The following is a 26,150-nucleotide window of genomic DNA, read 5'->3' on the forward strand; positions in this document are numbered from 1 at the left end:
CTCCTCTCACTCTGTCTGCTGCTCTTCCGCGCGGTCCGTGTTCAGCGCCTCGAGCATCAGAATGAGCAGACAGCAGATCCCGGCCATGACATGATAGCCCACCGCATCATTCATCAGCATCGCCGTCTCCTCCGTCCCGGAGAGAACAAAGTTGAAGCAGAAATTTACCCCCTCGAAGATTCCCATCAAAGCGATAAACACATACAGGATCTCCGCCAGCGTCTCGGAGGCGTGAAGAAAGCCCCCGTGAAACACCCGCCGCACACCGGTAAGGCCGTAGGCCAGATAAACCAGAAGAACCGTGCCGGCCGCCAGCACGCCGCCCTGAAAGCCGCCCCCCGGACTGATCGCGCCGTGGAGGACGATATACCAGCCGTACACGGCCGCCAGAGGAAGCAGAAAGTCACAGCCGCACCGCATGATGAGCGGCCTGCGCCGGTAGCGGCCTCCTTCGGGCGCTGCCCCTGCGGAAACAACCGGGGGATCCGTCTTTGCCTGCGCGGCGGTCTCACCGAAGCCTCTTCCCGCATAATCCACGACCTGCTTCGGCGCCCTCTTCTCTCTGCGAAGAATCGCCATGGTCCCGGCGATGGCTCCGATCAAAATGAAGCTCTCTCCCAGCGTATCGTAACCGCGGTAGTTGAACACGACGCTGTACACCACGTTCTTCGCAGCTGTTTTCTCCATATTTTCATTTACCATGACCGCGGCGACGCCATCGGCGGCGCTGTTGTCATAGGACTCAGGATGCTCGTACAGCGCCGTCACATCCGTCCCCGACCCGTCATAGGTCGGCGCTCCCAACGCCATCTGTACGGCAGATGCCGCGCCGCATATCAGAATGACAGCCAGTGAAGCCGCAAGAACAAGAGAAGAAATCTTTTTTCTGTTCATTCCATTCCTTTCCGGCCGTCTGCTTTTTCCGCAGCTTCCGCTCCGACGACCGTATCGCGGATATTGACCTCGCGAACCTTGCGGAGCGCGACGATGTACAGAATCGTCGACAGAATAGCCCCCACCGAGACCTCGGCGATCGCCACATCGGGCGCCTGCAGAAGAATAAACTCCAGACCGACAAAGGAACCCGTAGCGGCCAGCGCAAGCACCGCTCCGATCAGACGCGGCGCATGAACCGCCGTGACTGCAGAGACAAGAGCTCCCGCTATCACCAGCGTATTCAGCACAGCAACAAGAACACCGTTCATTGCTCTCCTCCTTCCGGGACGATCTCTCCTTCTTCCTCCGCCGGGATCGGCTCGTTCGCCCGATCAAACTGTTCATCCGGAAGATCCGCTGTCACCTCTGTATACGCCTGCTCCCCGAAATCCTCTCGGTAATCATCGATCACAAAATCACGGGCCGGGCGGATGCCGATGCGGTACGCCGCCTTGCAGAGTGCATGGTTGGCAATCGGGTTCGTGCACAGAATCAGCAGCACGAGGAGGACGAGCTTCACCACCGTCCCCGCCGACATTCCCGTATGAACCGCATAGAGTATGCCTGCCGCCGCAGCGCAGAACGTGCTGAGCGTGGCAATGCAGGTCGATGCCTGAAGACGCCCGTACACATCCGGCATTCTCAGGATTCCGACCGTCCCCGCGAGCGCAAAGAACAAACCCGCCGCCAGAAAAACCGCCATCGCTGCCAAGATCACCGTCGTCATACTCTGCCCTCCAGATAGCGGGATATAAATACCGTGGAGATGAAACCCAGAATCGCCACGATCAGCGCGATATCAAGATAAATCGCTCTGCCGCAGTACAGGGAATACAGGACCAGCGCCGTGGCCGTGATGAGGTCAAGCGTATCCGCCGCGCACAGCCTGTCCGCCGCCGTAGGTCCCTTAGCGATGCGGATGAGAAGCAGCAGCCCCAGAACCGCATAGCCCAAAGCTCCGATTAGAAGTATGGTCGTCATTTCCAGATCCTCCCGATCCAGCGCTCCATTCTGCCTTTGATCATCTCTCCCGCCCTGTTCCGGTCCGTGGTCTCCACGTCGATCCAATGGACGTAATAATAATTGTGTCCCTCTTCATCGGCGGCGGCATTCAGCGTAATCGTGCCCGGCGTCAGCGTGATGCTGTTGCTGACCATCGCGAGCCCGTATTCGCTCCGGATATCATCGCTCCCCGGAATGCGGATTATTCCCGCCCGATAGGAGAGCTTTGGAGAAAACACCAGCTTCACCATTGCGATATTTGCCTTGATCACTTCCCAGAGAAAGATCACGCCGACGTAAACGGCAAGAAGAATCAGGCGCACCGGATGAAACAGATAAAAGGCGCGGCTGTGAATCAAAAAGCGTCCGGCGAACAGCGCCGCGCCGGCAGACACCAACACTCCGAGAACCAGCTCCCGCGGCTCTGCGGACCACACGAGCAGCATCCAGAAAAGATAGCAGAAAACAAATGTTGATATCCATGCCGAAATTTTCTTATTCATGCCCCTCCCCGTCTCCGGCCTCTTTGCCGTCCCCGTCGATTTCAATGCGCTTCACCTGCATTCCCCAGCCCCGCAGCATCCGGAAGTCCGCCGAGCCGCAGCGGGGACAAAGCGGATCGTCTTCATCGCCGAGCACGTTCGCTGCTCCGCAGCTCCGGCACAGAATTTCCACCGGCTCGCTCTCGAACCGCAGTTCCGCCCCCTCGGCCATTGTTCCCGCCGAGGCGACGGCAAAATATTTCTCCACATATTCCGGAAGAAGCCCCGAATACCTGCCAAGCTCAATCCATATGGTCTGTATCTGCGCTGCCTCATGCTCTTTCCCCGCCTCCAGCGCGATGGCGAGAATGCTTTCGGTCGCCGCCAGCTCGTGCATATCAGCGGTCCATACAAGAAAAACAGGGATCAATCGACGCGACGATCAGTCCGGCGTCCGCCACCGTGTTGCCCCGGAGCATGACGGGAACCGTCGGCGCATTCTTGAACGTCGGCACATGAATGCTGACACGGTAATTGTTCGGCCCGCCGTCGGTGCAAACCTGATAGACCAGATGGCCGCGGGGCGCTTCATAGCGCAGGGTGCAGCGGCCGGCCGGCACCTTGGGAAGACGGACGCCCAGATTGACCGGTCCCTCCGGAAGTCCTTCGACCGCCTGCCGTATGATGCGGATACTCTCGTAAATCTCCAGAACACGGATCACGACGCGCGCGTACACATCGCAGCTCTTCTGCACCGGCACGGAAAAGGTAAATTTGTCATAGGAAGAATACGGCGCGTCCCGCCGAACATCCATATCAATGCCCGACGCTCTCGCGTGAGGTCCCACCGCCCCGATACGCTCCGCATCCTCCGTCGTGAGCACACCCACGCCTTTTGTCCGCAGCGCCAGCGTCCGGTCCGTTGTGAGGAAATGCGTGATCGGCTTCATGCGCTCTTCCAGATCATCCATGGCCTCCAGAATATCTTTTCTCATCGCGTCGTCTATATCCCGGCGGACGCCTCCGATGATATTCATGGCGTAGTTGACCCGGTTGCCCGACAGCCTCTCCAGCGTGTCCATGGTGCGCTCCCGGTCTTTCCATATCTGCATGAACAGACTGTCATGTCCTACAATATGACAGGCAATGCCGAGCCAGAGAAGATGGGAATGAATGCGTTCCAGCTCCGAGGTCATCACGCGGATATACTGCCCCCGGACCGGCACCTCCACGCCCGCGATATTTTCGACGCACATGGCATAGGTCATGGCATGGGAATGAGAGCAGATGCCGCACACCCGCTCCACCAGAACGATGGTCTGAATGAAATTGCGCTCCTGCGCGAGCTTCTCGATGCCCCGATGGTTATAGCCGATGAAAACCCTTGCGTCCGTGATCCTCTCCCCGTCCACAACGAGCCTTGCATGAACAGGCTCCTCCAGCGCCGGATGATACGGCCCGATGGGTATGATATAACTCATTTCACGGCTCCCCCTGCTTCTTTTCCGAAATTTTTCGAGATCAAAACGAATGAAACGGCAAGAGAATTCTCCCGCCATGTAGAGATTAGACAAAAATAATTATATGGTTTTGTTAATATTTAGTCAATTCATGTACTACTTTAAGAACAATCCGCAGCAGAGAGCCGTCGATCTGCACACCCCTGCTGCCGGTCAGAACGATGCGTTTATAAAAAAGCGCCGCACGGCGGGCAATGTATTTCCCCTTTGCCGGACATCCGGCAGCAGGAAACGACATTCGCGTCCGCGGCGGCGCTTTCTTTTTTTATGACGTTTTCCTATTTTTTACAGCGGCTTCCCATGGGTACATATTCCCTGTCCGGAATGACCGTGGTATAGGCCGGGCGAATGATCTTACTGTTGTTCGCCAGTTCCTCCATGCGGTGCGCGCTCCATCCCACAATGCGGGCAATGGCAAAAATCGGCGTGAACAGCTCCTTGGGAAGCCCCAGCATCTGGTACACGAAGCCGGAATAGAAGTCCACGTTGACGCTGACTCCCTTATACATCTGGCGCTCGCCGGCAATAACCGCGGGAGCGAGTCGCTCGACCCGGTCGTAGAGCTCAAATTCCCGGTGCCGCCCCTTGACCGTCGCCAGCTGATCGACAAAAGCTTTCAGAATCACAGCGCGGGGATCCGAGAGGGAGTAGACGGCATGCCCCACACCGTAGATCAGGCCTGCTCGGTCAAAGGCCTCACGGTTCAGGAGACGGTCAAGATATCTCCTTACCTCGTCATCATCCTGCCAGTCTCTCAGCTCCGCTTTCATATCCTCGAACATATCGACGACCTTGATATTGGCGCCGCCGTGGCGGGGCCCCTTAAGGGATCCCAGCGCGGCCGCCATCGTCGAATAGGTGTCCGTCATGGTCGAGGAAACGACGTGTGTGGTGAACGTCGAGTTGTTTCCGCCGCCGTGGTCCATATGCAGAATCAGACAGATATCCAGAATCCTCGCCTCAAGCTCCGTGTAGCGTCCGTCCGGACGGAGAATATGCAGCAGATTTTCCGCAAGCGACCCGTCCTGCAGCGGCTGGTGAATGAACAGGCTCTCACTGCTGTTGTAGTAGCTGTTCGCCTGATAGCCGTAGATGGAAAGCATCGGAAAAAGACTGATGAGCTGCATGCACTGGCGGAGAACGTTCGGAAGCGACACATCATCCGCATGATCATCATAGGAATACAGCGTGAGAACAGAGCGCGCCAGCATATTCATCATATCGCCGCTCGGCGCTTTCATGACGACGTCACGGACAAAGTTTTTCGGCAGACTCCGGTAAAAAACAAGCTGTCTCGAAAAGCTCTCAAGCTCCTCCCTTGATGGCAGCTCCCCGAACAGCAGCAGGTAGCAAACCTCCTCAAAGCCAAAGCGTTTTTCCTCCCGGATCCCCCCGATCAGACTTTCAATGGAATATCCCCGGTAAAACAAATGGCCGTAATCCGGCTCCTCCCTGCCGTCCACCACTTTTTTTGCGCGGACCTCGGAAATATTCGTAAGCCCTGCAAGCACGCCTTTCCCGTTCAGATCCCGCAGTCCCCGTTTTACATTCAGCGCCGTATACAGCGTGGAATCTATGAGATCAGCCTTAGCGGTCTGCTCCGCCAGTGCGCGGATTTCCGGTGTGATTTCGGAATACACGTTGATTTTCTCACTGGTTGCCATAATTTCGACCTCCTTCTTTCTCGTTTTCCTTTTCAGACACTTCGACGCTTTATTGTAGCATAATACTTCTCCATGCCGAAGCATTTTATGCGAGGCAAGCGGCATAAAATTCCGCAAAATTCCGAAGCATTTTATCTCAGCAGCATACGGCAGGTTATGGTTATATGGTATGATAAACATACAGCTTGCTTACCTACGGAGGTTTGCCATGATCGATGATTATCTCAAAGCCAAAAAACAGGGAGACAGCGCTGTGCGGCGCGCCATCATCCAGGGGCGGGATCCCTATCTGTTCTCGCTCAGCAGCTTCCTGCCGGACTATGACAGCCTTGCCAAAATCTCTCTCGGCATCCGCGAGATCCCGCTCTACATGATCGCAGGAACCGTGACGGCGGGACGCACGAATTCCTTTGCGTGGAACTTCATGCCCCTCCTGAACGATCACACGGAGTTTGCCCTCAAGTGGTCCAATCTCTACGACTCTCAGCTCGAATTCGGCATACGTGATCCGATCAAGGTCTATGAATACATGAATCGCTTCTACGTGCAGGAGGGGAACAAGAGAGTTTCCGTCACCGCGTTTAACGAGGGCGTTTCCATCGCCGCGGAAGTGATCCGTGTCATGCCGCGGCGCACCGGCGATAAGGAAGTGAATATTTATTACGAATATGTAGATTTCTTTAACGTGACCGGGCTGTTTGAGATTACGTTCAGCGAAGAGGGATCCTACGATAAGCTGGCGGAAAAATACGGGCAAAGTCTCTCCGCGCCATGGCCGGAACGCAGCGTGCAGCAGCTCCGTACGGATTTCCATGCATTTCAGGAGGCGTTCAACGCCAAGGGTGGAGCCAAGCTCGACACCACGGCCGGCGACGGCTTTCTCAAGTACATCGACGTCTATACAGCCGAAAGTATTGACCGGGACAGCCCGGTGCAGATCGCCAAAAACACGTCCGCCATATGGAACGAAATTCTGGCTTTCGGCGAGGACAGCATCGTTCTCATCGACAAGGCCGATCCTTCGAAAAAAAGCACCGGAAGCCTGCTGAACCGCTTTACCGGCTACTTCGGCTCCGCCTATACAAAGGAGGATCCGCTCCGCATTGCGCTCATCTATGAGAAGAACCCCGCGGACTCCGCATGGACCTACGGCCATGCCCTCGGCCTCAATGAGATCAACGAGAAATATGAGGGGACCGTCGAGGCGATTGCCTTCGAAAATCGTTCCGACAGCGAAGCCATCGACGAAGCGTTCGACGCTGCGGCGGCCGATAAGGACGCCGTCGTCTTCACCACCTCTCCCGCCATGATGGAGAACGCGCTGCGGGCGGCGATCCGCTACCCGGACATGAAGATTCTGAACTGCTCGATCAACCTCTCCAGCAGCGCCGTCCGAACCTACTACCCTCGCATGTACGAGGTCAAATACATCATGGGCGCGCTGGCCGCCGGCATCGCCCGGGATCATCGCATCGGCTATCTCGCCGACTATCCGATCTACGGCTCCATCGCCAACATCAACGCCTTTGCCATCGGCGCCGCTATGGTGGACCCTGCGGTTCAGATTCATTTGAAATGGTCCGGCGTAAAAAACAGCCGCTGGGAAGAGGAAATGAGCGCAGAGGGCATCAGCACCATCTCTGGCCCCGATCTCATAAAACCCGCGGATCCTTCCCGCAAATACGGCGTATACCAGCTCCGGGAAAACGGCTCCATTGCCAACATCGCTGCGCCGGTGTGGCACTGGGGGCGCTATTACGAGCTGATCATCGACCAGATTCTGAGCGGAACATGGGATTCGCGAGAATCCGTCAAGAAGAGTCACGCACTGAACTATTGGTACGGCCTGTCCTCCGGCGTCATTGACCTGTTTCTCTCCGATGCGCTCTCCTACTATTCAAAAAAGCTGGTGGATCAGCTCCGCCGCTCGATCGCCGGCTGGACGCTTCTGCCTTTTGACGGAGAGATCCGCAGTCAGAGCGGCGTGGTTCACAATATCGGCGATCCCGCCATAAGCTACGAACAGATCATCACCATGAACTGGCTGAACGACAATGTCATCGGCTCCATCCCTGAAGAGGACGAGCTGATTGACAGCGCCCGCGGTACTGTGGGCATAAGCGGCGTCAAAGCCGACAGGCGAGGCTCCCTTTCCCGATGAAAATACTTGCCATTGCCGATGAAGAGAGCAAGCCTCTCTGGGACTATTATAATCCGGAACGCGTAAAGGATGTCGATCTGATCATATCCTGCGGAGACCTCGATCCCGCCTATCTGGAATTTCTGGTCACGATGACAAACTGCCCGTTGCTCTACGTGCACGGAAATCACGACACCAAATATGACTACAAGCCGCCCCTCGGCTGCACCTGCATCGAGGACAGGGTCTACAATTTCCGCGGTCTGCGGATCCTTGGGCTCGGCGGCTCCATACGGTACAACGATTCCAAATATATGTGTACGGAAAAACAGATGCAGAGCCGCATCAATCGTCTGCGCACGGAGATCACGCTCAAAAACGGCTTCGACATCCTCGTCGCCCACGCTCCGGTCAAGGGCTACGGCGATATGGACGACATCCCGCATCGCGGCTTCGACTGCTTCAACGACCTGCTGACGAGGTATCGGCCCAAATACATGCTTCACGGTCATGTACATCAGACTTACTCCCGGAATTTTGTCCGCAGCATCAATCATCCCTCCGGAACAAGCATCATCAACTGCTACGAGAGCTTTATCCTTGATATCGGTGCGGACGAATACCCGGCCCCGGGCAAAACCGGCTCCGCCCTGTACGATCTGTACATGAATATGAAGCGCCGCCGGGAGCTGTGAGCCCTTCTATTTTTCGGCGCGGCGGCGGATATAGTCCGGAACCTCATCCGGCCGGATCCCCAGCGAATAGGCAAAGCTTTGGCTGATGATGCTTTCCGCCGCATCCCGGTCCCTCTCGTCGGCCGCGCTGAGCTTTCTTCCGATGCTCCGGCGTTCCGCATCCTTTTTATACAGGGTGGAAATAATGGAGAGCAGGTCGGAATATTTGCCCTCATGGATCCGGGATGCGTTCTGCACCTGGCGCTCTTTCTCGTCGGCGATCCATTCCTGATCACGGATTGACGCAATGAGGCCGTCAATCTCCGCTACAGTCAGAGGGTGGCGAAAGCTCTCTCCGCCTCGCTTCTCATCGACATAAATCGTCATTCTGGTCCGGTAAAGAGGCGCGAGAATGTAGTACGTCTTCTCCCCGTCTTCCGTCAGTCTCATCCGCTGAATATCCGTAATTCTGCATATTCCGTTGTTCCCGTAGATGACCGCATCTCCGATTTTCCAGTCCATCGCGCACTCTCCTTTCTCTCCCCGCGGAGTCCATTTAAAAAGGGAATCGTTCCGCTGTTAAAGATGGAAAACGATCCCCCACACAAAGCTCTGTGTACAAGCCCGAACTATTTTAATTATATCATAATTTTAATAATTGTGCAGTATGTTCCTCTCAAAATAATAATTTTATTTCTATTGTCGGAAAATTTTGTTCTTCGGAAATCAGAGCACATCGTCGCGGTGAATGTAGCCCGGACGTTCTCCGCTCGCCACAATCTCTTTCATATGCACGATTTTCGCCCACTTATCGATCACCTGATACTCAAGATGGACGTCACAGTCAATGATCGTATGTCCGAGAATCATGCAGTTGCGGACCACCGCGCCTTTCCGTATGGTGACGCCGCGCCCGATCACACTGTTTTCCACCACTCCCTCGATCGTACAGCCGTTCGCAATCATCGAATTACGCACGGATGCACCCTCGGCATACTTGGTCGGGCAGGAATCCGTAGTCTGCGTATAGATCTGCCAGTCGGGCCGGAAAAGCTCACGCGCCGTGTCGATGTCAAGCAGCTCCATATTGGCGTCATAGTAGCTCTGAAAATCGCAGATCGCCGCAAAATACCCCCGGTGCGGCACTCCCCGGATATCCAGATTGGCGTTCTCAATGTTGACGACCTCCGAGAGCGTGTAGACCGACGACAGCTTGTGTCCCTTGCGGATCAGGCTCACAAACAGCTCTCTCTTCATGATGTAGGTATCCATGAAAATATTCCGTTCGTTCGCAGTCCCGAGATTCGGCCCGATCGCATTGAGCCCTTTCTGCCGGTTCAGTTCGAGTACATTGCAGTTCTGATAAGCCGTCTTCGCGTTGTCCACGCGGTGATACAGCAGGGTGATATCCGCACCGGACTCTATATGCTGCTCAAGAAGCGTGTTGAAATCCTGCGTAAACACCATGTAGCCCGGCGTAAGAATGACATATTCCTGCGGCATTCTCTCAATGATTTCAATATTTTCCAGATAGCTTGAGAGGTCCGTATTGTAGATATCATTGAGACGGCTGTCCTGATTGAACAGAAGCTGGAGCTTACCGCGCTTCGAGTTGATGTTATAGTGCTGTCCCCCGGCCAGATGCTCCGCCAGCGAGCGCGGGTTCTGACTGACATACACCTGTATCCTGTCGATATTGCTGTTGCTCAGATTCGAGACCGGAAAGTCAATGACACGGTAACGTCCCAGAAAAGAAAACGCACCGATCGGGCGATGATCCTGCAGCCCCTCCACTCGGAAGCGGCTCCCGGACGAAGTTACGATTCCAAACGCTGTTGCCATATCCATCCTCCATGCCGAAGCACTTGTGCAGCGTGATTTTTCACACTATTTCTTTCCCTTTGACATCCTGCGCAACGAGCAGGATATTCTCGCTGTCTGCGCTTCCTGCAACCGCGCCCTTTCCGATATGCACGCCGTCCGCGACCAGAGCCCGGGTCACAACGGCTCCCTCGCCGATTTCCACCCCGGGCATCAGCACCGAGTCGATGACTCTGGCGTGCTTATCCACTCTGGCCCCGGTAAACAGCACGGAGCGCTGTACCTCGCCCTCAATGGCGCAGCCCTGCGTAATATAGGCAGTATCGACTTTTGCCTCCGGTCCGATATACTGCGGCAGGGCATTCTGATTCTCCGAATAGATAAGCCAGCTCGAATCATCCAGATTCAGGGCGTTCCGGCGATCCAGAAGATCCATATTGGCCTCCCAGAGAGAATCGATGGTTCCGACATCTTTCCAGTAGCCCTTGAATTCATAGGCATACAGACCGCAACCGTTTCCAAGCATCGTCGGAATGATATCCTTGCCGAAATCATGGTGCGAATCGCAGTTCTTTATATCGGAAAGCAGAAGCTCTCTCAGCAGCTTCCAGTTGAAAATGTAGATTCCCATCGAGGCCAGATTGCTTCTGGGATGCTCGGGCTTCTCCTCAAACTCGACAATGCGATTATTCTCATCGGTGTTCATGATTCCGAAGCGGCTCGCCTCCCTCATCGGAACACCGATCACCGCAATGGTCGCATCTGCGCCGTGCGCCTTATGAAAATCGAGCATAAGATCATAGTTCATCTTGTAAATATGATCTCCCGACAGAATCAGCAGATATTCCGGATCATAATTGTCGATGAAATCAATATTCTGAGAAATGGCATCCGCCGTTCCCCGGTAAACGTCAAGGTTCGCATCCGCTTTCTCGCGGGGCGGCAGAACAAAAACACCGCTGTCCTTGCTGTCAAGCCCCCAGCGCCGACCGGCCGCCACATAGCTGTTCAGCAGCACGGATTCGTACTGCGTAAGGACGCCGATGATATCGATGCCGCTGTTGGAGCAGTTGCTGAGAGGAAAGTCGATGATACGGTATTTCCCCCCGAAAGAGACAGCCGGTTTGGCTACCTTGTTGGTGAGCTCCCTGAGGCGGCTTCCCCGGCCGCCGGCAAGGATCATGGCCAGCATTTCATTCTGCTTCATGGATGGTCCTCCCTGTCCTTGGATTGAATAATCCTACAAAAATAGTATACTGCATTTTTGCCGTCTTTTCTTCCTGATTCAGAACTTTCCGCCTGCTTTTTTCTGGATTTTTGCGCTTGCATTTTCAAAATTTTCGTTTTATCCTGTATTCGTTCGGAGTTTCATACTCCGTCTTATGTCTCGGGCATTTTTCTTATTTCGATTTTCCGGCTTCCGCTTTCTGTTTTCTCCGCTCCCGCTTTTCACTCCCACCTTTTGCTTCTGTTTTTATTTCCGCTTTTTCTATTTTTGTTTCTATTTTCCGGGTTTCTGTTTCTTTTTCCATTTTCTGTTTTTATTTCTGTATGACAAGGAGGACCCGTCATGTCATCTGTCTACCGCGGTTATAAGTATCGTCTTCATCCCACGCCGAAGCAGGCCGGTCAGCTCGATGAAATCCTTTCCGCCGTCCGTCTTGCCTACAATATGCTGCTCGACTTTTCCATTGATCAGTATGGCAGGAACAGGCAGTTTCCGTCCCTTGGTGAGCTGAATGCCGCCTTTCCGGACATCCTGTCCCGGCAGGACGTCCTGTCTCCCGTTGATCCCGCCATACTGCAAAAAAGCGTGCAACAGCTCGATCACGCCCTGCGCTCCCGCGAGAGCGGCGGCGCTCGGCAGCTCCCTCGGCATAAGTCCGCAGCGGACTTGCGCTCCTCCTTTACCGTCCCGTACCGGGGCGAAAACACGCTCTCCATCTCCTGTCTGAATATTGCCGGCATCCATAATATCCGCATTGCTCCCGGCCCGACAGTTCACTCATCTCTGGTCCGCCTCAGCATGACGCTCACCCGCACAATATCCGGGAAATATCTCGTCTCCCTGCTGTGCCGTCAGTCCGCACCCGCCCCCGCTTGGTTTGATGTTTCCGGGATCCGCTATCAGCCGCACCGGCCGCTCTCGGTTGTTCCTGCTTCGGCAGACGTCTGCCACGGCAAAACACTCCGCAGCGCCTCCTATCACTGATTCTTTTCGTTCCGCCGTACTGCCCGGGAAGCACTGCCCGGAAAATGCGGCCTGGAAAGCCGTCCCCGCCGCTGTTCCCGTCCGCATTTTTGCGGTTGACACCGCTCTCCGGGCTTGTTATAATCTCTCTTGCGTCCGGAAAACACCGGCGCAGGCAGCAGGCTGATGTAGCACAGTCGGTAGTGCGTCGCATTGGTAGTGCGGAGGTCACGGGTCCGATTCCCGTCATCAGCTCTCAAAACGAAAACCCCTGAGATTTTTCTCAGGGGTTTTCTGTTATCCGATTTCCGGGTTTATAGAGTTAATAGTGATATAGGGCAAAGAGATTTTTATCTTATCAGAACGTCCAGTTTATCCTGCGGACCATATTGACAAACTCTCCGTTGCTTCTCGTCTGCGCAAACAGGTTCAGAACCTTGTCCACCGCTTCCTCGGACTTCATTCCGTTAAAGGCCCGGCGTATGGTGTTGATGCTGTCCAGTTCATCCGGCGTCAGCAGCAGATCATCCCGCCGCGTGCCGGACTTCTGAATATCAATCGCCGGGAAGATCCGCCGCTCGGACAGCTTGCGGTCCAGAACCATCTCCATATTTCCGGTTCCCTTGAACTCCTCATAGACCACATCGTCCATCTTGCTTCCCGTGTCGATCAGCGCTGTCGCAAGAATCGTAAGACTCCCGCCCTCCCGCATGCTTCGCGCCGCGCCGAAAAAGCGCTTCGGCATATGGAGCGCGGCGGGATCCAGACCGCCGGAGAGCGTTCTTCCGCTCGAGGGCTCCGTCAGGTTGTAGGCTCTGGTGAGACGGGTAATGGAATCAAGAAGAATCATGACATCCCTGCGGTGCTCCACAAGACGCCTCGCCCGCTCGATCACCATTTCCGAAACGCGCTTATGATGATCCGGCATCTCGTCAAAGGTCGAATAAATGACTTCGACATTATCGCCCTGTATGGCCTCGCGGATATCGGTCACCTCCTCCGGGCGCTCATCAATCAGAAGAATGATGAGATGCACCTCCGGATTATTGATCAGAACCGACTTGGCGACCTCCTTGATGAGCGTCGTTTTCCCCGCTTTCGGAGGAGAGACGATCATGCCGCGTTGCCCCTTGCCGATGGGATCCATCAGATCCATGATCCGCATCGCAATGCTGCACCCCGGCTTTTCAAGACGGATTCTCTCATTCGGAAATACCGGCGTCATGTCCTCGAAGTTAAAGCGCTTGTTCGCTTCCTCCGGCCGAAGCCCGTTGATGGAGCGGACAAAGAGCAGCGCGCTGAACTTCTCGCCCTGTGTGCGGACGCGAATGTTGCCGACAATGATATCTCCTGTTTTCAGATTGAAACGGCGGATCTGGCTCGGGGCGACATAAATGTCATTGTCTCCCGGAAGATAATTCGCACAGCGAATAAAGCCGTAGCCGTCCGGCATAACCTCCAGAATCCCGTTTGCGAGCTGTCCGCTGTCCAACTCCGTGTTCAGTTCGTCCTTATGCAGAATCGGCGTATCCACGCGAATCGGCGCACTGCCGCCGTTTTCCGGCGCGCCGGCCGCCATACGCTTTCCGGGCCCCCGGCTCCCCGACGGTCTGTTGCCGCCGGAGAAGCAGCCGGAAAAGCGTTCATTTCCATTACCGGAAAAGCGTTCCCGCTCCCGTTCTCCGGTCTGCGGTGTTCTCGGCGCTCTGGAAGCGCGCTGCTGCTCACGCTCCTCGCGCATACGCAGTGCATCCTGCCGGTCCTGCTCCAGCAGAGCGTCCACCAGCGCCGCTTTGCGCATCGCCGTTGTGCTCTTCATACCCCGGCGCTTCGCAAAATCTCTGAGATCCTCCAGCTTCAGAGATTCATATTGTTCTCTTGTCATACACAAATACTCCTTGTATTCTCATTCCGATCAGGCTCTGTGGGAAATAGATGCCAGAAATTCAAGATAAAATCGAAAGGATATAGAACTGCATCACATTATCGGCGTCTCTTAAAAGACGCTTTCATTCTAGTACAGACAAAGCATAATTTCAATATCTGTCGAAACCGCAGACGCATGGCCTATTCCTTGCCGTTCCAGCAGTAGGTGCACAGGCGGCAGGGCTCGATTCCGACCGACGCGAGCATATCATCCAGCCGATGATAGTGGAGAGATGTGAAATTCAGCTCCTTTCGAATCTCCTCCAGCATAGCCCGGTACTGCTCCGAATCCGGATCACAGTACTTGGCCAGAAGCTCTTCCCCAACCTGATCCGTTCCCTCCAGCCGTTCAATCATCCGACGGGTAATCAGCTCTTTTTCAGAGTTCGATCTGGAAAAGTTAAGATAGCGGCAGCCATAGACGAGAGGCGGACAGGCCGGCCGGATATGCACCTCCTCCGCACCGCTCTTATAGAGATACTCCGTCGTCTCGCGCAGCTGCGTCCCCCGGACAATAGAATCGTCGATCAGCAGGAGACGGCGTCCCCGAATCAGATCGTGGATCGGAATCAGCTTCATTTTGGCGATCAGATTCCGCCGGCTCTGCATCGCCGGCATAAAGGAGCGGGGCCATGTCGGGGTATATTTCACAAAAGGCCTGCAGTAGGGAATATGCGACGCATTGGAGTAACCGATCGCATGGGCTACTCCCGAATCCGGAACACCCGCAATGAGGTCGGGATAAACGCCTCCTCTCATCCGGTCCCTGTCCGCGAGCTTCGCGCCGCACCGGTAACGGACATCCTCCACGTTCTGTCCCTCATAGCAGGCAGCCGGAAAACCGTAATAAATCCAGAGGAAAGAACAGACTTTCATAGCCCGGCCGGGCTCCGCCACGACCTCAATGCCGTCCGGCGTGATAAAATCGATCTCTCCGGGACCGAGCTCCCTCTCCGGAATATATCCCAGATTCAGATAGGAAAAGCTGTCAAAGCAGACGCAGTACCCGCACTGTGCCTGAGCCTCGGAAGCCGCCAACGCAGCGTCCGGAGACGCTCCGGCCTCCGCCGCCCGGCTGATCGGTCTGCCGTTTCTGTCAAAGGTCGGAATATGCTCCACCGCACCGCTCAGATCCTCACTGACTTTTCTGCCGATCTCCACCGGCGTGCGTCCCATGCAGTCCCTCGCCGCGTAAATCCCCTCGCTTGTCATCAAAAGCAGCGTCAGCGAGCCGTCCACCAGTTCCTGCGCGTAGCGGATCCCCTCCACAATGGAGCTTTTCTGATTGATGATGGCGGCAACCAGCTCCGTGGGGTTGATGTCCCCTCCGCTCATTTCAAGGAAATGCGCATTGCCTTTTCGAAAGATCCGGTCAACGATCTCCTCCAGATTGTTGATTCTCGAGACGGTAGTAATCGCGTAGGTTCCCAAATGAGAGCGCACCATGAGCGGCTGCGGCTCATAGTCCGAGATACAGCCGATCCCGATATTCCCTTTCATTGACAGGATATCCTTTTCAAATTTCGGCCGGAAATTTGTGCTCTCGATATTATGAATGGCGCGGTTAAAGCCCTCCTCGCGGTCATAGGTCACAAGTCCTGCCCGTCTCGTCCCCAGATGGGAGTGATAATCGGTTCCGTAAAACACATCAAAAACACAGTCTCCGTGTAATGCTGCTCCGAAAAATCCTCCCATGCTGCTCCTCCATATGCGGTGCTCCGCGGCGCGCGGAACAAAAACAGTTTTCTTTCAGCGGCTCCTGTCTCTATGACTGCCCCGTCCCCAGATAGCTGTTTTTCCCCAGAACCAAAATTCCGACCCTGACGCCATGAGAATCGTAGATCTCAAGATAGCTCCAGTATGTATATTCCCCGATCTGTACGGATACAGGACAATAGCGCAGACCGCTATGTTCATCAGTATAATCGGCAGGAAGAGAAAAGTCGACGGTAAATATTCTCCGGTAAGGATCATAACTCGCTCCGATCCGCACAGGAGCCCGCCGGGAATTGACGAAACGGAAGTCTTTATAGCCCCATGCCACGGCGGCATCGAGACCGCCCGGCGCGTACTCCACCAGCATGGAATGAGCCGAACGCTCCGTCACGTCCATGCCCGAGATAAGGCAGAGTTGATAGAGCATGGTCGATATCTTGCAGATACCGCCGCCGATATCATGCACCACCCTGCCCTTGCTGTACGTCGTCCCATAGACATAGCGGCTCTCCTCATCTCTGGGCCCCAGCGTTTCATTATAGGAAAATTCCTCTCCCGGAGCCAGAATCACGCCGTTGACGGCCCGGCAGGCCAGCACGCCGTTGACATTGCTCCCGCGGCCGCCCGGATGATTATTATAGGGAAAGCTCAGAGAATGAAACACTTTCCAGTCGATCTGATCTTCGCTTTCACTTTCCGCCTGCGCCGAGACAGAAGCCCCCGCCTCTCCTGATACGGGCGCAGCAGGCGGCGAAGCAGCCGAAACGGCCGCAGAAGCAAAGACACCCGAAAGGAGGCAGAGCAGAACGACACCCGTCAGGAAAAGAAGCACTCTTTCTTTTGATGTCAGAAGCCGGATAAAATAGAAAAACATAAATTTCCCTGTCAATATCACATTTTTTGAGCTAAGATATAGATTGTTTTTATCAGCGTACGAATTAGGTTATAACACAGGTACCCAGCCGAACGCCAGCGCGTTCGGCTCCGAGACGCTTCGCGTCTCATGGCGTCCCACCGCACAGCTGCTTCAGGATGCTCCCCCGGGGCTGCCGAACGCCAGCGCGTTCGGCTCCGAGACGCTTCGCGTCTCATGGCGTCCCGCCGCACAGCTGCTTCAGGATACTCCCCCGGGGCTGCCGAACGCCAGCGCACAAAATTCTTTGAAAGGATGACTTTTATGAAAATCGGTTTTGATAACGATAAGTATCTCAAGACACAGTCCGCACACATCCGGGAACGCATCAGTCAGTTCGGCGGCAAGCTCTACATGGAGTTCGGCGGCAAGCTGTTCGACGACTTTCATGCCTCCCGCGTTCTGCCCGGCTTCCACCCGGATTCCAAAATCACCATGCTGGGCGAGCTCCGGGATCAGGCGGAAATCATCATCGTCATCAACGCCAACGATATAGAAAAGAATAAAGTCCGCGGTGATCTCGGCATCACCTACGATATGGACCTGCTCCGTCTCGTCGACGCGTTTACCGCAAAGGGCCTCCTTGTCGGCAGTGTGGTTCTGACGCAGTTCGCCGAGCAGCCCTCCGCCATCGCCTACTCGCGCAAGCTGCAGGCGCTCGGCCTGCGCGTCTATCGCCACTACCCCATCAGCGGCTATCCGTCCAATATCCCTCTGATCGTCTCGGACGAGGGATACGGGAAAAACGATTATATCGAAACGACCCGTCCCCTTGTGGTTGTGACCGCACCCGGCCCCGGCAGCGGGAAAATGGCGACCTGTCTCTCCCAGCTTTACCATGAAAACAAGCGCGGCGTGAGGGCGGGCTATGCCAAATTCGAGACTTTTCCCGTCTGGAACCTGCCGCTCAATCACCCGGTCAACCTCGCCTATGAGGCGGCCACGGCCGATCTTGACGACATCAACGAAATTGACCCGTTCCATCTCGAGGCCTATGGGAAAACCGTGATCAACTACAACCGCGATATCGCTGTTTTCCCGGTTCTGAATGCCATTTTTGAAAAAATTCAGGGAGTTTCTCCCTACAAGAGTCCCACCGACATGGGCGTCAACATGGTCGGCTTCTGCATCAGCGACGACGATGCCTGCCGGGATGCGGCGGGACAGGAAATTCTGCGCCGCTATTACGCGGCTCTGTGCGAAAAGCGCAAGGGCAACGCCGGCGACGCCCCGATCATGAAGATCGAGCTTCTGATGAAGAAATGCTCCCTCACCATCGGCGACCGTCCTGTCGTATACGCCGCCAATGTCAAGGCAGAGGAAACCGGCGCTCCCGCCGCCGCCATGCAGATGGACGACGGAACCATTCTTACCGGCAAAACCTCTCCTCTTCTCGGAGCGTCCTCGGCGCTGCTCCTCAATGCGCTGAAATATCTCGCCGGCATCGACGACAAGATCGATCTCCTGTCTCCCGAAATTATCTCGCCGATACAGGATCTCAAGGTGGATCATCTGGGAGGGCACAGTTCTCTTCTTCATTTGAACGAAATTCTGATTGCGCTGTCCATCGCCGCCGTCACCGACCACAATGCGAAGCGCGCGATTGCCGAGCTGAACAGCCTCGCCGGTCTCGAGGCGCACTCCTCGGTGATTCTCTCACAGATCGATGAGAGCGTATTCCGCAATCTCGGCGTCAACCTGACCTGTGAACCGCATTACGAAAGCAAAAAGCTCTACCACAACTGAGCGGATATTCCCGCGGCGGCAGAACTGCGCCGCACTACGGGCCGCCTCCTGCATTAAATAGGAGTCCTGTAACCCGAATATGAAGAAAAAAGCCTTGGAAGACGCATATCATCCGCCTCCCGAGGCTTTTCTTTATCACGGCATATTTTCCGCCGTACTCTGCGTTATGCTTCCGCCGAAAGTATATAGTAGTAGATCGGCTGACCGCCCGCCTGCAGCTCCACATCGCAGCCGGAGAATCTCTCCGCAGCCCGGACGCGGAACGCCTCGGCAGCCTCTTCCTCCACATCGGAGCCGTAATAGATGCTGATGAGCGTCGTCTCGTCCGTCACCATGCGAGCCAGCGTCTCCAGCGTCGTCTCATCCCGGTCGCGGCCGACGGCAAGGATTCCGCTGTCCCCGATTCCCATCATGTCGCCCTCATGAATCGGCACATCGTTCAGCACGGTATCGCGCACTGCGTAGGTCACCTCTGCGCTGCGGACGCGACCGATCTCCTGAAGCATATTGTCGTGGCTGACCGCAATATCGACCTCCGGCATATAGTTGATCACCGCCGTAATCCCCTGCGGAACCGTCTTCGTCGGAATGACGATGACGCGCTTGTCCTCCGTCATACCTGCCGCCTGATTGGCCGCCATGATGATGTTCTTGTTATTCGGGAGCACAAACACCGTGTCGGCATTGACCTTTCCGATCGCCTCCAGAACATCCTCCGTGCTCGGATTCATGGTCTGTCCGCCGGAAATGACATAATCGACTCCCAGTCCCTTGAAAATCTCCTCAAGCCCCTGTCCGGCGCACACCGCAACAAAGCCGACCTCCTTGCGAGGGAGCTTTTCTTCCTTTTTCTCCTCCTGCTTTTCCTTGCTGCCGGTCATGGCAAACAGCGTTTCCTGATGCTCCAGACGCATGTTGTCGATCTTCATATTCGACAGCTGGCCGTACATCAGCGCGCGCTGAATCGCGAGACCCGGATCATTGGTGTGCACATGGACTTTCACGACCTCATCGTCCGCAACGCAGACAATGGAATCGCCGATCGACTCAAGAAACGCCTTGAAGTCCTTTTCCGTCTTCGCATTCCAGCCCGCCCCGGCCTTATTCAGCATGATGATGAACTCGGTGCAGTAGCCGAAGCGGATCTCCGCGTTCGCGCGGACCTCGGGGTTCACCAGCGCCTCTTTCTTCTCCGCCGGCTTTGCCTCCTCCGCAAGACTCTCCGCATCCGGAATCTCCCTGCCGAGCAGCCCGTCATAGGCTCCCTTTAACACCTGCACCAGCCCCTGTCCCCCGGAGTCCACAACCCCGGCTTGCTTCAAAACGGGGAGGAGCTCCGGCGTGGAGGCCAGCACAGCCTCCGCGTGGCGGATGATTTCCATTCCGAACACCTCAAGATCCGTTTCACCGGCGTCTGCCAGCTCGCGCGCTTTCTCCGCCGCGCCTCTGGCGACGGTGAGAATGGTTCCCTCTTTCGGCTTCATGACCGCCTTGTACGCCGTGTCGACCGCCTTTTCAAAGGAATCCGCGACAATGCGGGCATCGATCTCCGAATATTCCCTCGCCCCCTTGCAGAAGCCGCGGAGAAGCTGGGAAAGAATAACGCCCGAGTTTCCTCTCGCCCCGCGGAGAGAGCCGGATGAAACAGCCTTGCAGAGCGTCATCATGTCGGGATCTTCCCCCAGCCCCATGACCTCTCTCGCCGCGGACATGATCGTCATGGTCATGTTCGTCCCCGTATCCCCGTCCGGAACCGGGAATACGTTCAGCTCGTTGATCCACTCCTTATTGTCTTTCAGATTGCGGGCGCCGGCTAAGAACATTATGGAAAGCGTCTTAGCGTCGATGGAATTGATGCTCAATGTCATATCCTCCTGACCACTTTTTTGGGGTTTAATCGATCGCCTTGACGCCGTCGATATAAATATTAATCTTTGCAATTTCCTGTCCGGTGAATTCCTCTACCCGATAGCGGACATTGCTGATGAGATTATCCGTGACCGTGGGGATATTCACCCCATAGGAAACGATGACGTGAAAATCAATGGCGAGCTTGTTCTCCGGCGTCAGAGAAACCGTGATCCCCCGGGTCATGGAGTCCTTTTTCAGCAACTCCGCCAGACCGTTCTTCATCAGCCGCGCCATTCCCACAATGCCGAAGCATTCTGTCGCGACCGTGCCGGCATACTGAGCGATAACCTCATTGTCGATCGATATGTTACCCATATGGGTATTCATGGAAGATGACTTCATAGCAGACCTCATGCTGCGGCTGTTCTGATGAGCAGAGTCTCACCCGGATTCCGGCGCAGCGCAGAATCCACGAGCGAAAGGACAGGCCTCTCCCTCTCCGTCGACATTTCATTACTGTAAATTATACGACGAAAGCTCCGAAAAGAAAACACCGGCGTATTTACAGACACCTCCCCCGTCAGCCCGGAAACAGCGTCCAGACGCAAAAGAAGACTGCCGTTTCAGAGAATCAAGGCTCTGAATCGACAGTCCCGCTGTTTTTCATCCACAGATAGCTATCCGTCCGCAGGATTTATGCGCGCTCGACTTTGCCGGAACGCAGACAGCTCGTGCATACGTGCATCTTGCGCTTGCCGCCGTCAACCTTTACGCTGACAGACTGAACGTTGGAATTCCAGATTCTGTTGGATCTTCTATGTGAATGGCTGACGTTATTTCCAAAATGAGCGCCTTTTCCACAGATATCACACTTCGCCATTTCCCACACCTCCTGACCTTACAAGATTGCTGAACAACATTGATATGATACCAAACGGATATTCCGTTTGCAAGCGGATTTCAGTTTTTTCTGCTCAGTCCCGGGCCGGTGCGTTTCTCCCGGGGAAAGCGCGCTCCACCGCCTCGTCCTCTCCCATGACATCCGTCTCTCCTCGTCCCGCCGCGAAGCGGTCCACAACGTCGGGAATCAGGTCTACCAGCTTCGATATCGCGTCCTGTGTTTTAATATTGACGACCCTGACGTTGCCTCCGCGGATAATCAGGACTGCATTCGGAGAGAGCTTTGCAGAAAATCCGCCAAGCCCCATATCCTTTTTGTCCGCATTGTCGGCTCCCGCGCCGCATCCGATCGTGATGTCGGAGAGCGGAATGATCGTCGTATCGCCGACGATCACCGGCTCCCCCACAACCGTCCGCGAGGCCAGCGCCGTTCCGACGCACTCCATCATGGAATGGACAATGCCCTTTACATGATTATTCTGCTCTGCCATCGTTCTCGCTGTTCTCCTTTCTGAAAAGCTGGAGCGTCTCCCGCACATCCCTGTCAAAATACAGTATAAGCACACAGACCGCCGCGGTAAACAGGCGGATTTTTCCTGCGGCCTCTCCCCGCACATCCGCGCGGTATGCCATAAACTCGGGAGCAAGCTCCACATGACCGCGGATAAACGGCCAGAGAAGCGCCAGCCCCGAGAGGAGCTGTCCCGTTTTTTCCGGGTCGCCGAGGCCGACTGTCCCGGAAAGCCGCCATTTTACAGGAAGCAGCATACGGAGCACTTTTTTTAGCTGTCCGGAGACTCTGTGAAACGCCCTCCGGAAACGGTCGCTTCGGAGAATCTCCGTGTAGTATCGGATATTCTCCGCCATACTGCCAAAGCGCACCCGGGCTACGCCGAGAGCAGCGCTGCTCCGGTGCGGCGTCTGCTCCGCCGTCCCCGTTTTCCCGGCGCCGGCTCCCGTCTGCGAACTCTCCGCCTCGTGCGGCGCATCCGTTTCCCTGACGCTGCCGGCCTCTCCGCGGCGTCCGGGGCCTCTGGCAGGCGCCGCCTCCTTATCCGGCTTTTGCGCTTTATCCGGCTTTTGTTCTTTATTCAGATTTTGTTCTTTACTCCACCTTGTCCGGGATACCGTAATTCCGAGGACGCGTACACGAAGCTCCGGATCCCCGGGATAGGAAATGCCGCCGCTCACAAAGCGGAAAAGCCATGAGAAACGAAGCCGAAAGGACAATCTCTCGCGCAGACGCGCCGTCTGCAGCTCCTCATGCGGCTCCGGATCCTCAACGATCCCCCTGATTTCATAGCGTATCGGCAGAAACAAGGCCAGCAGCAGCAAGGCCATGAGAATGCCCAGAACCCATAGCAGGACAATCCCGGCGCCTTTCAAACCGGCAGAAACAGACAACAGCATGCTTTCCTCCCCGCAAAACGCCGTCATTCCCGGATTCCGTGCGGAAAAAGATAGCGCACGACATCCGGCGATCCCGTGTGCTCCAGCGCTTCTTTCACAATGTCCGCATAGAGACGGACCGCATCCGTCTTCGACGCGGCAAGACCGATGATATACACCGGCTTCTCCGGGCGTCTCTCAAGAAACAGATTGTGCAGAATCTCCACGCTTCCGCGATCCTCCGTCAGACGAAGCACATAAAGAGAAAGCCGGACGGAGTGGTGGCGGAGTCTCCACTTCGTCAGAGCCGGATCCGCGACCCCGGCACTCACATAGAGCTTCCGATAAAAGCGCACGTTCTCTCCTTCCTCTGTTCAAGCAGCCGCGGTTCGCCCTTTTCACTTCGCAAAATAGCTGTCAAACACGCGTCTGGCGATGGGAACGGCATAATCCCCGCCGCTTCCCATGCCCTCGATGATGACCGTCACACAGATCTGCGGGTTCTCCGCCGGGGCAAAGCCGGTGAACCACGCATGCGACCGGCTCTCATCCTCCGGATCGTACTCCGCAGAGCCGGTCTTTCCCGCTGCCGTATAAGAAAATCCGGACAGCTTGGTTGCCGTTCCTCTCTCCACCACCGCCTGCATCATGCGTCGGAGCTCTGCCGCCGTTTTTTCGCTCATGAGACGGGCATACGGCTCGGGCATATCCTGCCGCAGCACGGAGCCATCCGCCGTCCGGATGCTCTCCACAAGGCGCGGACGCATCAGTATACCGCCGTCCGCAGCTGCCTGTGTGATAAGGTGCAGATGAAAAGGAGACATTGAGGTTTCTCCCTGCCCGATCGCCATCTGCATGACCTCTTTCTCCGGCGTCTCGGCGTCCAGATACACATGGCTCTCTGTATAAGGATAGGAGAACGGGAGTTTCCCGTCAAACATCAGTTTTTCCAGCGTGTTTTCATAGGCGCTCCGGTCCAGCTCCAGCCCGAGGTTCGCAAAGGAGCAGTTGCAGGACTCCGCAAAGGAATCCACGAGATCCACGGAGCCATGCACCTCATAGTGGAAACAATGCACGGCGCCTCCCGCCTTTTCCAGCGTGCCAGTGCACTGATAGCGGTAATCCTGCCACGTATCCGGATGTTCCTCCAGATACTCGATGGCATCGATGAGCTTAAAGGTCGAGCCGGGCGGATACATCCCCTGCGTCGCGCGGTTCAGAAGCCTCCCCTCCGCGCTGTCCCCCGCAAGGTAGGAATTCCAGCGAACGTCGATCTCATTGGGATCAAAATCCGGCTTGGAGACCATGGCAAGAATCGCTCCGGTTGCGGGATCCGTCGCAATCACGGCGCCCCGGTACATCCCCAGCGCATCGCTTGCCGCCTGCTGGATCTCAGGACGCAGCGTTGTGAAAACATTGTTCCCGGGGTACTTGCTTCCCCTTTCATCCGCCGCCGCTTTTTCGGAAAGCGGCAGATCCGAATGAACAAGCGCGTAGTTCTCCTCCTTTTCGATACCGCTTCTCCCCTTGGTGCTGTAACCCACCACATGAGAAAACAGCGATCCGAAAGGATAACGGCGCCGCTCGCTCCCGTCAGCCTCCGTCACCGTCTCGGCGAGAACCTGTCCGTCGGCCGCAAAAATCTTTCCCCGCGTATTCTCTGCCAGCAGCTTTGCCTCCCGCCCGTTGTAGCTGTTGTCAAAAAATGTCTTCCTGTTGCGGACAGCATATATGCAGATAAACGCCGCCATCGCCGCGAACAGCGAAATGAACAGCCATTGAACAAACAGAATCTGTCCGCGTATTCTCTTTTTCTCAGCCTGCCGGTCCTCGGCATATGGCTTCCAGTCCCGCGCTTTCATCCCCCTCGTCCCACGGCTCTGCGGGCTGCGGCCTCCTCTCTCTCGAAGCGCTGCTCAAAGGAGCGCATTTTTTCCCGCTGAAGAATATAAATTGCCTCCACAACGGCGAACATGAAGATCGTCTGGAGCACCGAGCTTCCCCCGTAACTGATAAGCGGCAGCGTCACACCGGTGAGCGGGATGAATTTCACCTCCCCGCCGATTGTGAGAAAAATCTGAAAAATATAAATAACCGCGAAGCCGAACGCCGTAAAGCGGTAAAAGCGATCCGCGAAATTGAGGGAAACCCAGAGAATATCAAGAAAAACTGCGATGCAGAGCGCCATCAGACACACGGCGAAAATCAGCCCCAGCTCCTCTGCGACGGCGGCGAAAATGAAATCGGATTCCACATAGGGAATCTTATCCGGCGTCCCACGCGTGAGCCCGGTTCCGAAAATCCCTCCGCCAGAAATCGAAAACAGAGACTGTGTGATCTGATATCCCATGGTATCAATGACGCTCCACGGATCGAGCCACGCCTGCACCCGGACCCGGACATGGGCAAACAGACGGAAGCCGGCCGCCGCACCCGCGCCTCCCGCCGCCATGCCGAGAAACAGATACCTCCATTTCCCGGAGGCCAGAAAGGTCATGAACACATACGCGACAAAATAAATTGCCGCCGTGCCCAGATCTCTCGACGCCGCAAGAATCAGAATATGAACCGCCGAGACCGCCGCCGCAGGAAGAATCTCGCGGAGCCCTGCCGCCTCATAATAGGCGGAGGCCAGATAGAACACAAAAAGAATTTTGACAAACTCCGACGGCTGCACCGACACGCCGAACATACTGTACGAGAGCTTCGAGCCCTGCGTCACCTGCCCGAGCACCAGCACCGCAAGCAGGGCCGCTGCACCCGCCCCGGCATAGACAAACGTGAGACGCTTCAGAAAACGAAACCTTTTAAGAAGCGCCGGCACTGCAATGGCAAGAGACATCCCGGCCGCGGCAATGAAGAACTGCCGGACCGCCTTTGCAAAGGACAGCCGGGTCAGCATGACAAGGCCGATGCTGAGCAGCATGCACACATTCAGCCAGAGTGCAGTATTGCCCTCGGGATAAATGGCGCGGTACAGCACAATAGCCGCAGCAAACGCCAGCAGTTGAAACAGCCAGAAAAAGAGATATTCCGGCTTCTGTCTCGCCGCATAAATCGTGAGAAGTCCGGCCGCATGCACAAGAAAAAGGAGAAAAATCATGCAAAAATCAGCCGCCGCGCTCTTCCGGAGAGCGGTTCCAGCCCCCTCACCGCGCCGGCTGCCGTACCCGAGTCGGAGAAAAGCCAGCAGCGTGTAGACCAGCATACCGGCTGTGATCACATATTTTGACAATGCCAGAATATAAGTCCGCATATCAGAACCGCATATTTCTTTCC

Annotated in this window: 27 protein-coding genes and 1 tRNA gene; 5 read left to right on the forward strand and 23 right to left on the reverse strand. The window is 55.7% G+C overall.

What is annotated here, in order from left to right; translation table 11 throughout:
* Positions 1-6 precede the first annotated feature (6 nt).
* The 8 genes from mbhE to E0E20_RS09085 all read right to left on the reverse strand — a co-directional run bounded on the left by mbhE (position 7) and on the right by E0E20_RS09085 (position 5,604).
* A complete protein-coding gene (gene mbhE, locus E0E20_RS09050; RefSeq protein WP_130837891.1) occupies positions 7-894 on the reverse strand; it encodes a hydrogen gas-evolving membrane-bound hydrogenase subunit E in 888 nt (295 codons plus the stop codon).
* On the reverse strand, positions 891-1,205 hold the full coding sequence (locus tag E0E20_RS09055; protein ID WP_130837892.1) for a Na(+)/H(+) antiporter subunit B: 315 nt from the start codon (positions 1,203-1,205) through the stop codon (positions 891-893). The genes mbhE and E0E20_RS09055 overlap by 4 nt, the downstream gene beginning before the upstream one ends.
* A complete protein-coding gene (gene mnhG, locus E0E20_RS09060) occupies positions 1,202-1,663 on the reverse strand; it encodes a monovalent cation/H(+) antiporter subunit G (protein WP_130837893.1) in 462 nt (153 codons plus the stop codon). The genes E0E20_RS09055 and mnhG overlap by 4 nt, the downstream gene beginning before the upstream one ends.
* Positions 1,660-1,917: a monovalent cation/H+ antiporter complex subunit F gene (locus E0E20_RS09065; protein WP_130837894.1), complete on the reverse strand. Its 258-nt coding sequence runs from the start codon at positions 1,915-1,917 to the stop codon at positions 1,660-1,662. The genes mnhG and E0E20_RS09065 overlap by 4 nt, the downstream gene beginning before the upstream one ends.
* Positions 1,914-2,441, reverse strand: coding sequence for a Na+/H+ antiporter subunit E (locus E0E20_RS09070; RefSeq protein ID WP_130837895.1), 528 nt, complete (start codon positions 2,439-2,441; stop codon positions 1,914-1,916). Before E0E20_RS09070 ends, E0E20_RS09065 begins: the two co-directional genes overlap by 4 nt.
* Positions 2,434-2,817, reverse strand: coding sequence for a hydrogenase maturation nickel metallochaperone HypA/HybF (locus E0E20_RS09075; RefSeq protein WP_130837896.1), 384 nt, complete (start codon positions 2,815-2,817; stop codon positions 2,434-2,436). Before E0E20_RS09075 ends, E0E20_RS09070 begins: the two co-directional genes overlap by 8 nt.
* Position 2,818: 1 nt before the next feature.
* Positions 2,819-3,901 (reverse strand): hydrogenase large subunit, encoded by a 1,083-nt coding sequence (locus E0E20_RS09080; protein ID WP_130837897.1) that lies wholly within the window; start codon positions 3,899-3,901, stop codon positions 2,819-2,821.
* Between the two features lie 317 nt (positions 3,902-4,218).
* Positions 4,219-5,604: a citrate/2-methylcitrate synthase gene (locus E0E20_RS09085; protein WP_130837898.1), complete on the reverse strand. Its 1,386-nt coding sequence runs from the start codon at positions 5,602-5,604 to the stop codon at positions 4,219-4,221.
* Positions 5,605-5,812: 208 nt separating this feature from the next.
* Between E0E20_RS09085 and E0E20_RS09090 the strand changes: the two genes are divergently transcribed.
* Together E0E20_RS09090 and E0E20_RS09095 are read left to right on the forward strand one after the other, a co-directional pair.
* A complete protein-coding gene (locus E0E20_RS09090; RefSeq protein ID WP_165444049.1) occupies positions 5,813-7,765 on the forward strand; it encodes a BMP family ABC transporter substrate-binding protein in 1,953 nt (650 codons plus the stop codon).
* Positions 7,762-8,439 carry a metallophosphoesterase family protein gene (locus E0E20_RS09095; protein ID WP_130837900.1) on the forward strand — a complete coding sequence of 226 codons (678 nt, stop codon included), beginning with the start codon at positions 7,762-7,764 and terminating at the stop codon, positions 8,437-8,439. The genes E0E20_RS09090 and E0E20_RS09095 overlap by 4 nt, the downstream gene beginning before the upstream one ends.
* Positions 8,440-8,445: 6 nt before the next feature.
* On the opposite strand, the gene E0E20_RS09100 is transcribed toward E0E20_RS09095, so the two are convergent.
* The 4 genes from E0E20_RS09100 to E0E20_RS14350 all read right to left on the reverse strand — a co-directional run bounded on the left by E0E20_RS09100 (position 8,446) and on the right by E0E20_RS14350 (position 11,771).
* Complete coding sequence (locus E0E20_RS09100; RefSeq protein ID WP_130837901.1) at positions 8,446-8,940, reverse strand: CarD family transcriptional regulator; 495 nt, start codon at positions 8,938-8,940, stop codon at positions 8,446-8,448.
* Positions 8,941-9,144: 204 nt separating this feature from the next.
* Entirely contained in the window at positions 9,145-10,260 is a 1,116-nt protein-coding gene (gene glgD, locus E0E20_RS09105; RefSeq protein WP_130837902.1) for a glucose-1-phosphate adenylyltransferase subunit GlgD, read from the reverse strand.
* Positions 10,261-10,300: 40 nt separating this feature from the next.
* Positions 10,301-11,446: a glucose-1-phosphate adenylyltransferase gene (locus tag E0E20_RS09110; protein ID WP_130837903.1), complete on the reverse strand. Its 1,146-nt coding sequence runs from the start codon at positions 11,444-11,446 to the stop codon at positions 10,301-10,303.
* 193 nt (positions 11,447-11,639) lie between these two features.
* The gene (locus tag E0E20_RS14350; RefSeq protein WP_278045067.1) at positions 11,640-11,771 is read right to left on the reverse strand and encodes a hypothetical protein; all 132 of its coding nucleotides are present in this window, start codon (positions 11,769-11,771) and stop codon (positions 11,640-11,642) included.
* Positions 11,772-11,809: 38 nt separating this feature from the next.
* On the opposite strand from E0E20_RS14350, the gene E0E20_RS09115 reads away from it, so the two are divergent.
* Positions 11,810-12,451 (forward strand): helix-turn-helix domain-containing protein, encoded by a 642-nt coding sequence (locus E0E20_RS09115; protein WP_130837904.1) that lies wholly within the window; start codon positions 11,810-11,812, stop codon positions 12,449-12,451.
* 161 nt (positions 12,452-12,612) lie between these two features.
* Positions 12,613-12,685: transfer RNA gene (locus E0E20_RS09120), tRNA-Thr, on the forward strand.
* A gap of 103 nt (positions 12,686-12,788) precedes the next feature.
* Here the strand turns inward: E0E20_RS09120 and rho are convergent.
* The 3 genes from rho to E0E20_RS09140 all read right to left on the reverse strand — a co-directional run bounded on the left by rho (position 12,789) and on the right by E0E20_RS09140 (position 16,946).
* Positions 12,789-14,315, reverse strand: a complete 1,527-nt coding sequence (gene rho, locus E0E20_RS09125) for a transcription termination factor Rho (RefSeq protein WP_130837905.1) — start codon at positions 14,313-14,315, stop codon at positions 12,789-12,791.
* Between the two features lie 182 nt (positions 14,316-14,497).
* The gene (locus tag E0E20_RS14230) at positions 14,498-16,051 is read right to left on the reverse strand and encodes an amidophosphoribosyltransferase (RefSeq protein ID WP_242622739.1); all 1,554 of its coding nucleotides are present in this window, start codon (positions 16,049-16,051) and stop codon (positions 14,498-14,500) included.
* A gap of 70 nt (positions 16,052-16,121) precedes the next feature.
* Complete coding sequence (locus E0E20_RS09140; protein WP_130837906.1) at positions 16,122-16,946, reverse strand: VanW family protein; 825 nt, start codon at positions 16,944-16,946, stop codon at positions 16,122-16,124.
* A 303-nt stretch (positions 16,947-17,249) separates the two neighbouring features.
* Between E0E20_RS09140 and E0E20_RS09145 the strand changes: the two genes are divergently transcribed.
* Positions 17,250-18,731 carry a DUF1846 domain-containing protein gene (locus E0E20_RS09145; RefSeq protein ID WP_130837907.1) on the forward strand — a complete coding sequence of 494 codons (1,482 nt, stop codon included), beginning with the start codon at positions 17,250-17,252 and terminating at the stop codon, positions 18,729-18,731.
* 164 nt (positions 18,732-18,895) lie between these two features.
* Here E0E20_RS09145 and E0E20_RS09150 read toward each other — a convergent pair whose 3' ends face one another.
* The 8 genes from E0E20_RS09150 to E0E20_RS09185 all read right to left on the reverse strand — a co-directional run bounded on the left by E0E20_RS09150 (position 18,896) and on the right by E0E20_RS09185 (position 26,127).
* A complete protein-coding gene (locus tag E0E20_RS09150) occupies positions 18,896-20,593 on the reverse strand; it encodes a DAK2 domain-containing protein (protein ID WP_130837973.1) in 1,698 nt (565 codons plus the stop codon).
* A 31-nt stretch (positions 20,594-20,624) separates the two neighbouring features.
* Positions 20,625-20,984, reverse strand: coding sequence for an Asp23/Gls24 family envelope stress response protein (locus tag E0E20_RS09155; RefSeq protein WP_130837908.1), 360 nt, complete (start codon positions 20,982-20,984; stop codon positions 20,625-20,627).
* A 292-nt stretch (positions 20,985-21,276) separates the two neighbouring features.
* A complete protein-coding gene (gene rpmB, locus E0E20_RS09160; protein ID WP_130837909.1) occupies positions 21,277-21,462 on the reverse strand; it encodes a 50S ribosomal protein L28 in 186 nt (61 codons plus the stop codon).
* Between the two features lie 94 nt (positions 21,463-21,556).
* Positions 21,557-21,973: a GerW family sporulation protein gene (locus E0E20_RS09165; protein ID WP_130837910.1), complete on the reverse strand. Its 417-nt coding sequence runs from the start codon at positions 21,971-21,973 to the stop codon at positions 21,557-21,559.
* A complete protein-coding gene (locus E0E20_RS09170) occupies positions 21,957-22,892 on the reverse strand; it encodes a hypothetical protein (RefSeq protein WP_130837911.1) in 936 nt (311 codons plus the stop codon). The genes E0E20_RS09165 and E0E20_RS09170 overlap by 17 nt, the downstream gene beginning before the upstream one ends.
* Positions 22,893-22,915: 23 nt before the next feature.
* A complete protein-coding gene (locus tag E0E20_RS09175; RefSeq protein ID WP_130837912.1) occupies positions 22,916-23,227 on the reverse strand; it encodes a hypothetical protein in 312 nt (103 codons plus the stop codon).
* Between the two features lie 42 nt (positions 23,228-23,269).
* Entirely contained in the window at positions 23,270-24,733 is a 1,464-nt protein-coding gene (locus tag E0E20_RS09180) for a peptidoglycan D,D-transpeptidase FtsI family protein (RefSeq protein ID WP_130837913.1), read from the reverse strand.
* Positions 24,730-26,127, reverse strand: a complete 1,398-nt coding sequence (locus tag E0E20_RS09185; protein WP_130837914.1) for an FtsW/RodA/SpoVE family cell cycle protein — start codon at positions 26,125-26,127, stop codon at positions 24,730-24,732. Before E0E20_RS09185 ends, E0E20_RS09180 begins: the two co-directional genes overlap by 4 nt.
* Between the last annotated feature and the right edge of the window lie 23 nt (positions 26,128-26,150).

It is taken from the genome of Lachnoclostridium sp. Marseille-P6806 (genome assembly GCF_900625025.1).
In the GTDB taxonomy this organism is placed as follows: domain Bacteria; phylum Bacillota; class Clostridia; order Lachnospirales; family Lachnospiraceae; genus CAG-791.

Excerpts from the sequence above, each read along its gene's own strand:
- mbhE (WP_130837891.1), bottom strand. The coding sequence starts at position 894 with ATGAACAGAAAAAAGATTTCTTCTCTTGTTCTTGCGGCTTCACTGGCT.
- E0E20_RS09055 (WP_130837892.1), bottom strand. The coding sequence starts at position 1,205 with ATGAACGGTGTTCTTGTTGCTGTGCTGAATACGCTGGTGATAGCGGGA.
- mnhG (WP_130837893.1), bottom strand. The coding sequence starts at position 1,663 with ATGACGACGGTGATCTTGGCAGCGATGGCGGTTTTTCTGGCGGCGGGT.
- E0E20_RS09065 (WP_130837894.1), bottom strand. The coding sequence starts at position 1,917 with ATGACGACCATACTTCTAATCGGAGCTTTGGGCTATGCGGTTCTGGGG.
- E0E20_RS09070 (WP_130837895.1), bottom strand. The coding sequence starts at position 2,441 with ATGAATAAGAAAATTTCGGCATGGATATCAACATTTGTTTTCTGCTAT.
- E0E20_RS09075 (WP_130837896.1), bottom strand. The coding sequence starts at position 2,817 with ATGCACGAGCTGGCGGCGACCGAAAGCATTCTCGCCATCGCGCTGGAG.
- E0E20_RS09080 (WP_130837897.1), bottom strand. The coding sequence starts at position 3,901 with ATGAGTTATATCATACCCATCGGGCCGTATCATCCGGCGCTGGAGGAG.
- E0E20_RS09085 (WP_130837898.1), bottom strand. The coding sequence starts at position 5,604 with ATGGCAACCAGTGAGAAAATCAACGTGTATTCCGAAATCACACCGGAA.
- E0E20_RS09090 (WP_165444049.1), top strand. The coding sequence starts at position 5,813 with ATGATCGATGATTATCTCAAAGCCAAAAAACAGGGAGACAGCGCTGTG.
- E0E20_RS09095 (WP_130837900.1), top strand. The coding sequence starts at position 7,762 with ATGAAAATACTTGCCATTGCCGATGAAGAGAGCAAGCCTCTCTGGGAC.
- E0E20_RS09100 (WP_130837901.1), bottom strand. The coding sequence starts at position 8,940 with ATGGACTGGAAAATCGGAGATGCGGTCATCTACGGGAACAACGGAATA.
- glgD (WP_130837902.1), bottom strand. The coding sequence starts at position 10,260 with ATGGCAACAGCGTTTGGAATCGTAACTTCGTCCGGGAGCCGCTTCCGA.
- E0E20_RS09110 (WP_130837903.1), bottom strand. The coding sequence starts at position 11,446 with ATGAAGCAGAATGAAATGCTGGCCATGATCCTTGCCGGCGGCCGGGGA.
- E0E20_RS14350 (WP_278045067.1), bottom strand. The coding sequence starts at position 11,771 with ATGGAAAAAGAAACAGAAACCCGGAAAATAGAAACAAAAATAGAAAAA.
- E0E20_RS09115 (WP_130837904.1), top strand. The coding sequence starts at position 11,810 with ATGTCATCTGTCTACCGCGGTTATAAGTATCGTCTTCATCCCACGCCG.
- rho (WP_130837905.1), bottom strand. The coding sequence starts at position 14,315 with ATGACAAGAGAACAATATGAATCTCTGAAGCTGGAGGATCTCAGAGAT.
- E0E20_RS14230 (WP_242622739.1), bottom strand. The coding sequence starts at position 16,051 with ATGGGAGGATTTTTCGGAGCAGCATTACACGGAGACTGTGTTTTTGAT.
- E0E20_RS09140 (WP_130837906.1), bottom strand. The coding sequence starts at position 16,946 with ATGTTTTTCTATTTTATCCGGCTTCTGACATCAAAAGAAAGAGTGCTT.
- E0E20_RS09145 (WP_130837907.1), top strand. The coding sequence starts at position 17,250 with ATGAAAATCGGTTTTGATAACGATAAGTATCTCAAGACACAGTCCGCA.
- E0E20_RS09155 (WP_130837908.1), bottom strand. The coding sequence starts at position 20,984 with ATGAAGTCATCTTCCATGAATACCCATATGGGTAACATATCGATCGAC.
- rpmB (WP_130837909.1), bottom strand. The coding sequence starts at position 21,462 with ATGGCGAAGTGTGATATCTGTGGAAAAGGCGCTCATTTTGGAAATAAC.
- E0E20_RS09165 (WP_130837910.1), bottom strand. The coding sequence starts at position 21,973 with ATGGCAGAGCAGAATAATCATGTAAAGGGCATTGTCCATTCCATGATG.
- E0E20_RS09170 (WP_130837911.1), bottom strand. The coding sequence starts at position 22,892 with ATGCTGTTGTCTGTTTCTGCCGGTTTGAAAGGCGCCGGGATTGTCCTG.
- E0E20_RS09180 (WP_130837913.1), bottom strand. The coding sequence starts at position 24,733 with ATGAAAGCGCGGGACTGGAAGCCATATGCCGAGGACCGGCAGGCTGAG.
- E0E20_RS09185 (WP_130837914.1), bottom strand. The coding sequence starts at position 26,127 with ATGCGGACTTATATTCTGGCATTGTCAAAATATGTGATCACAGCCGGT.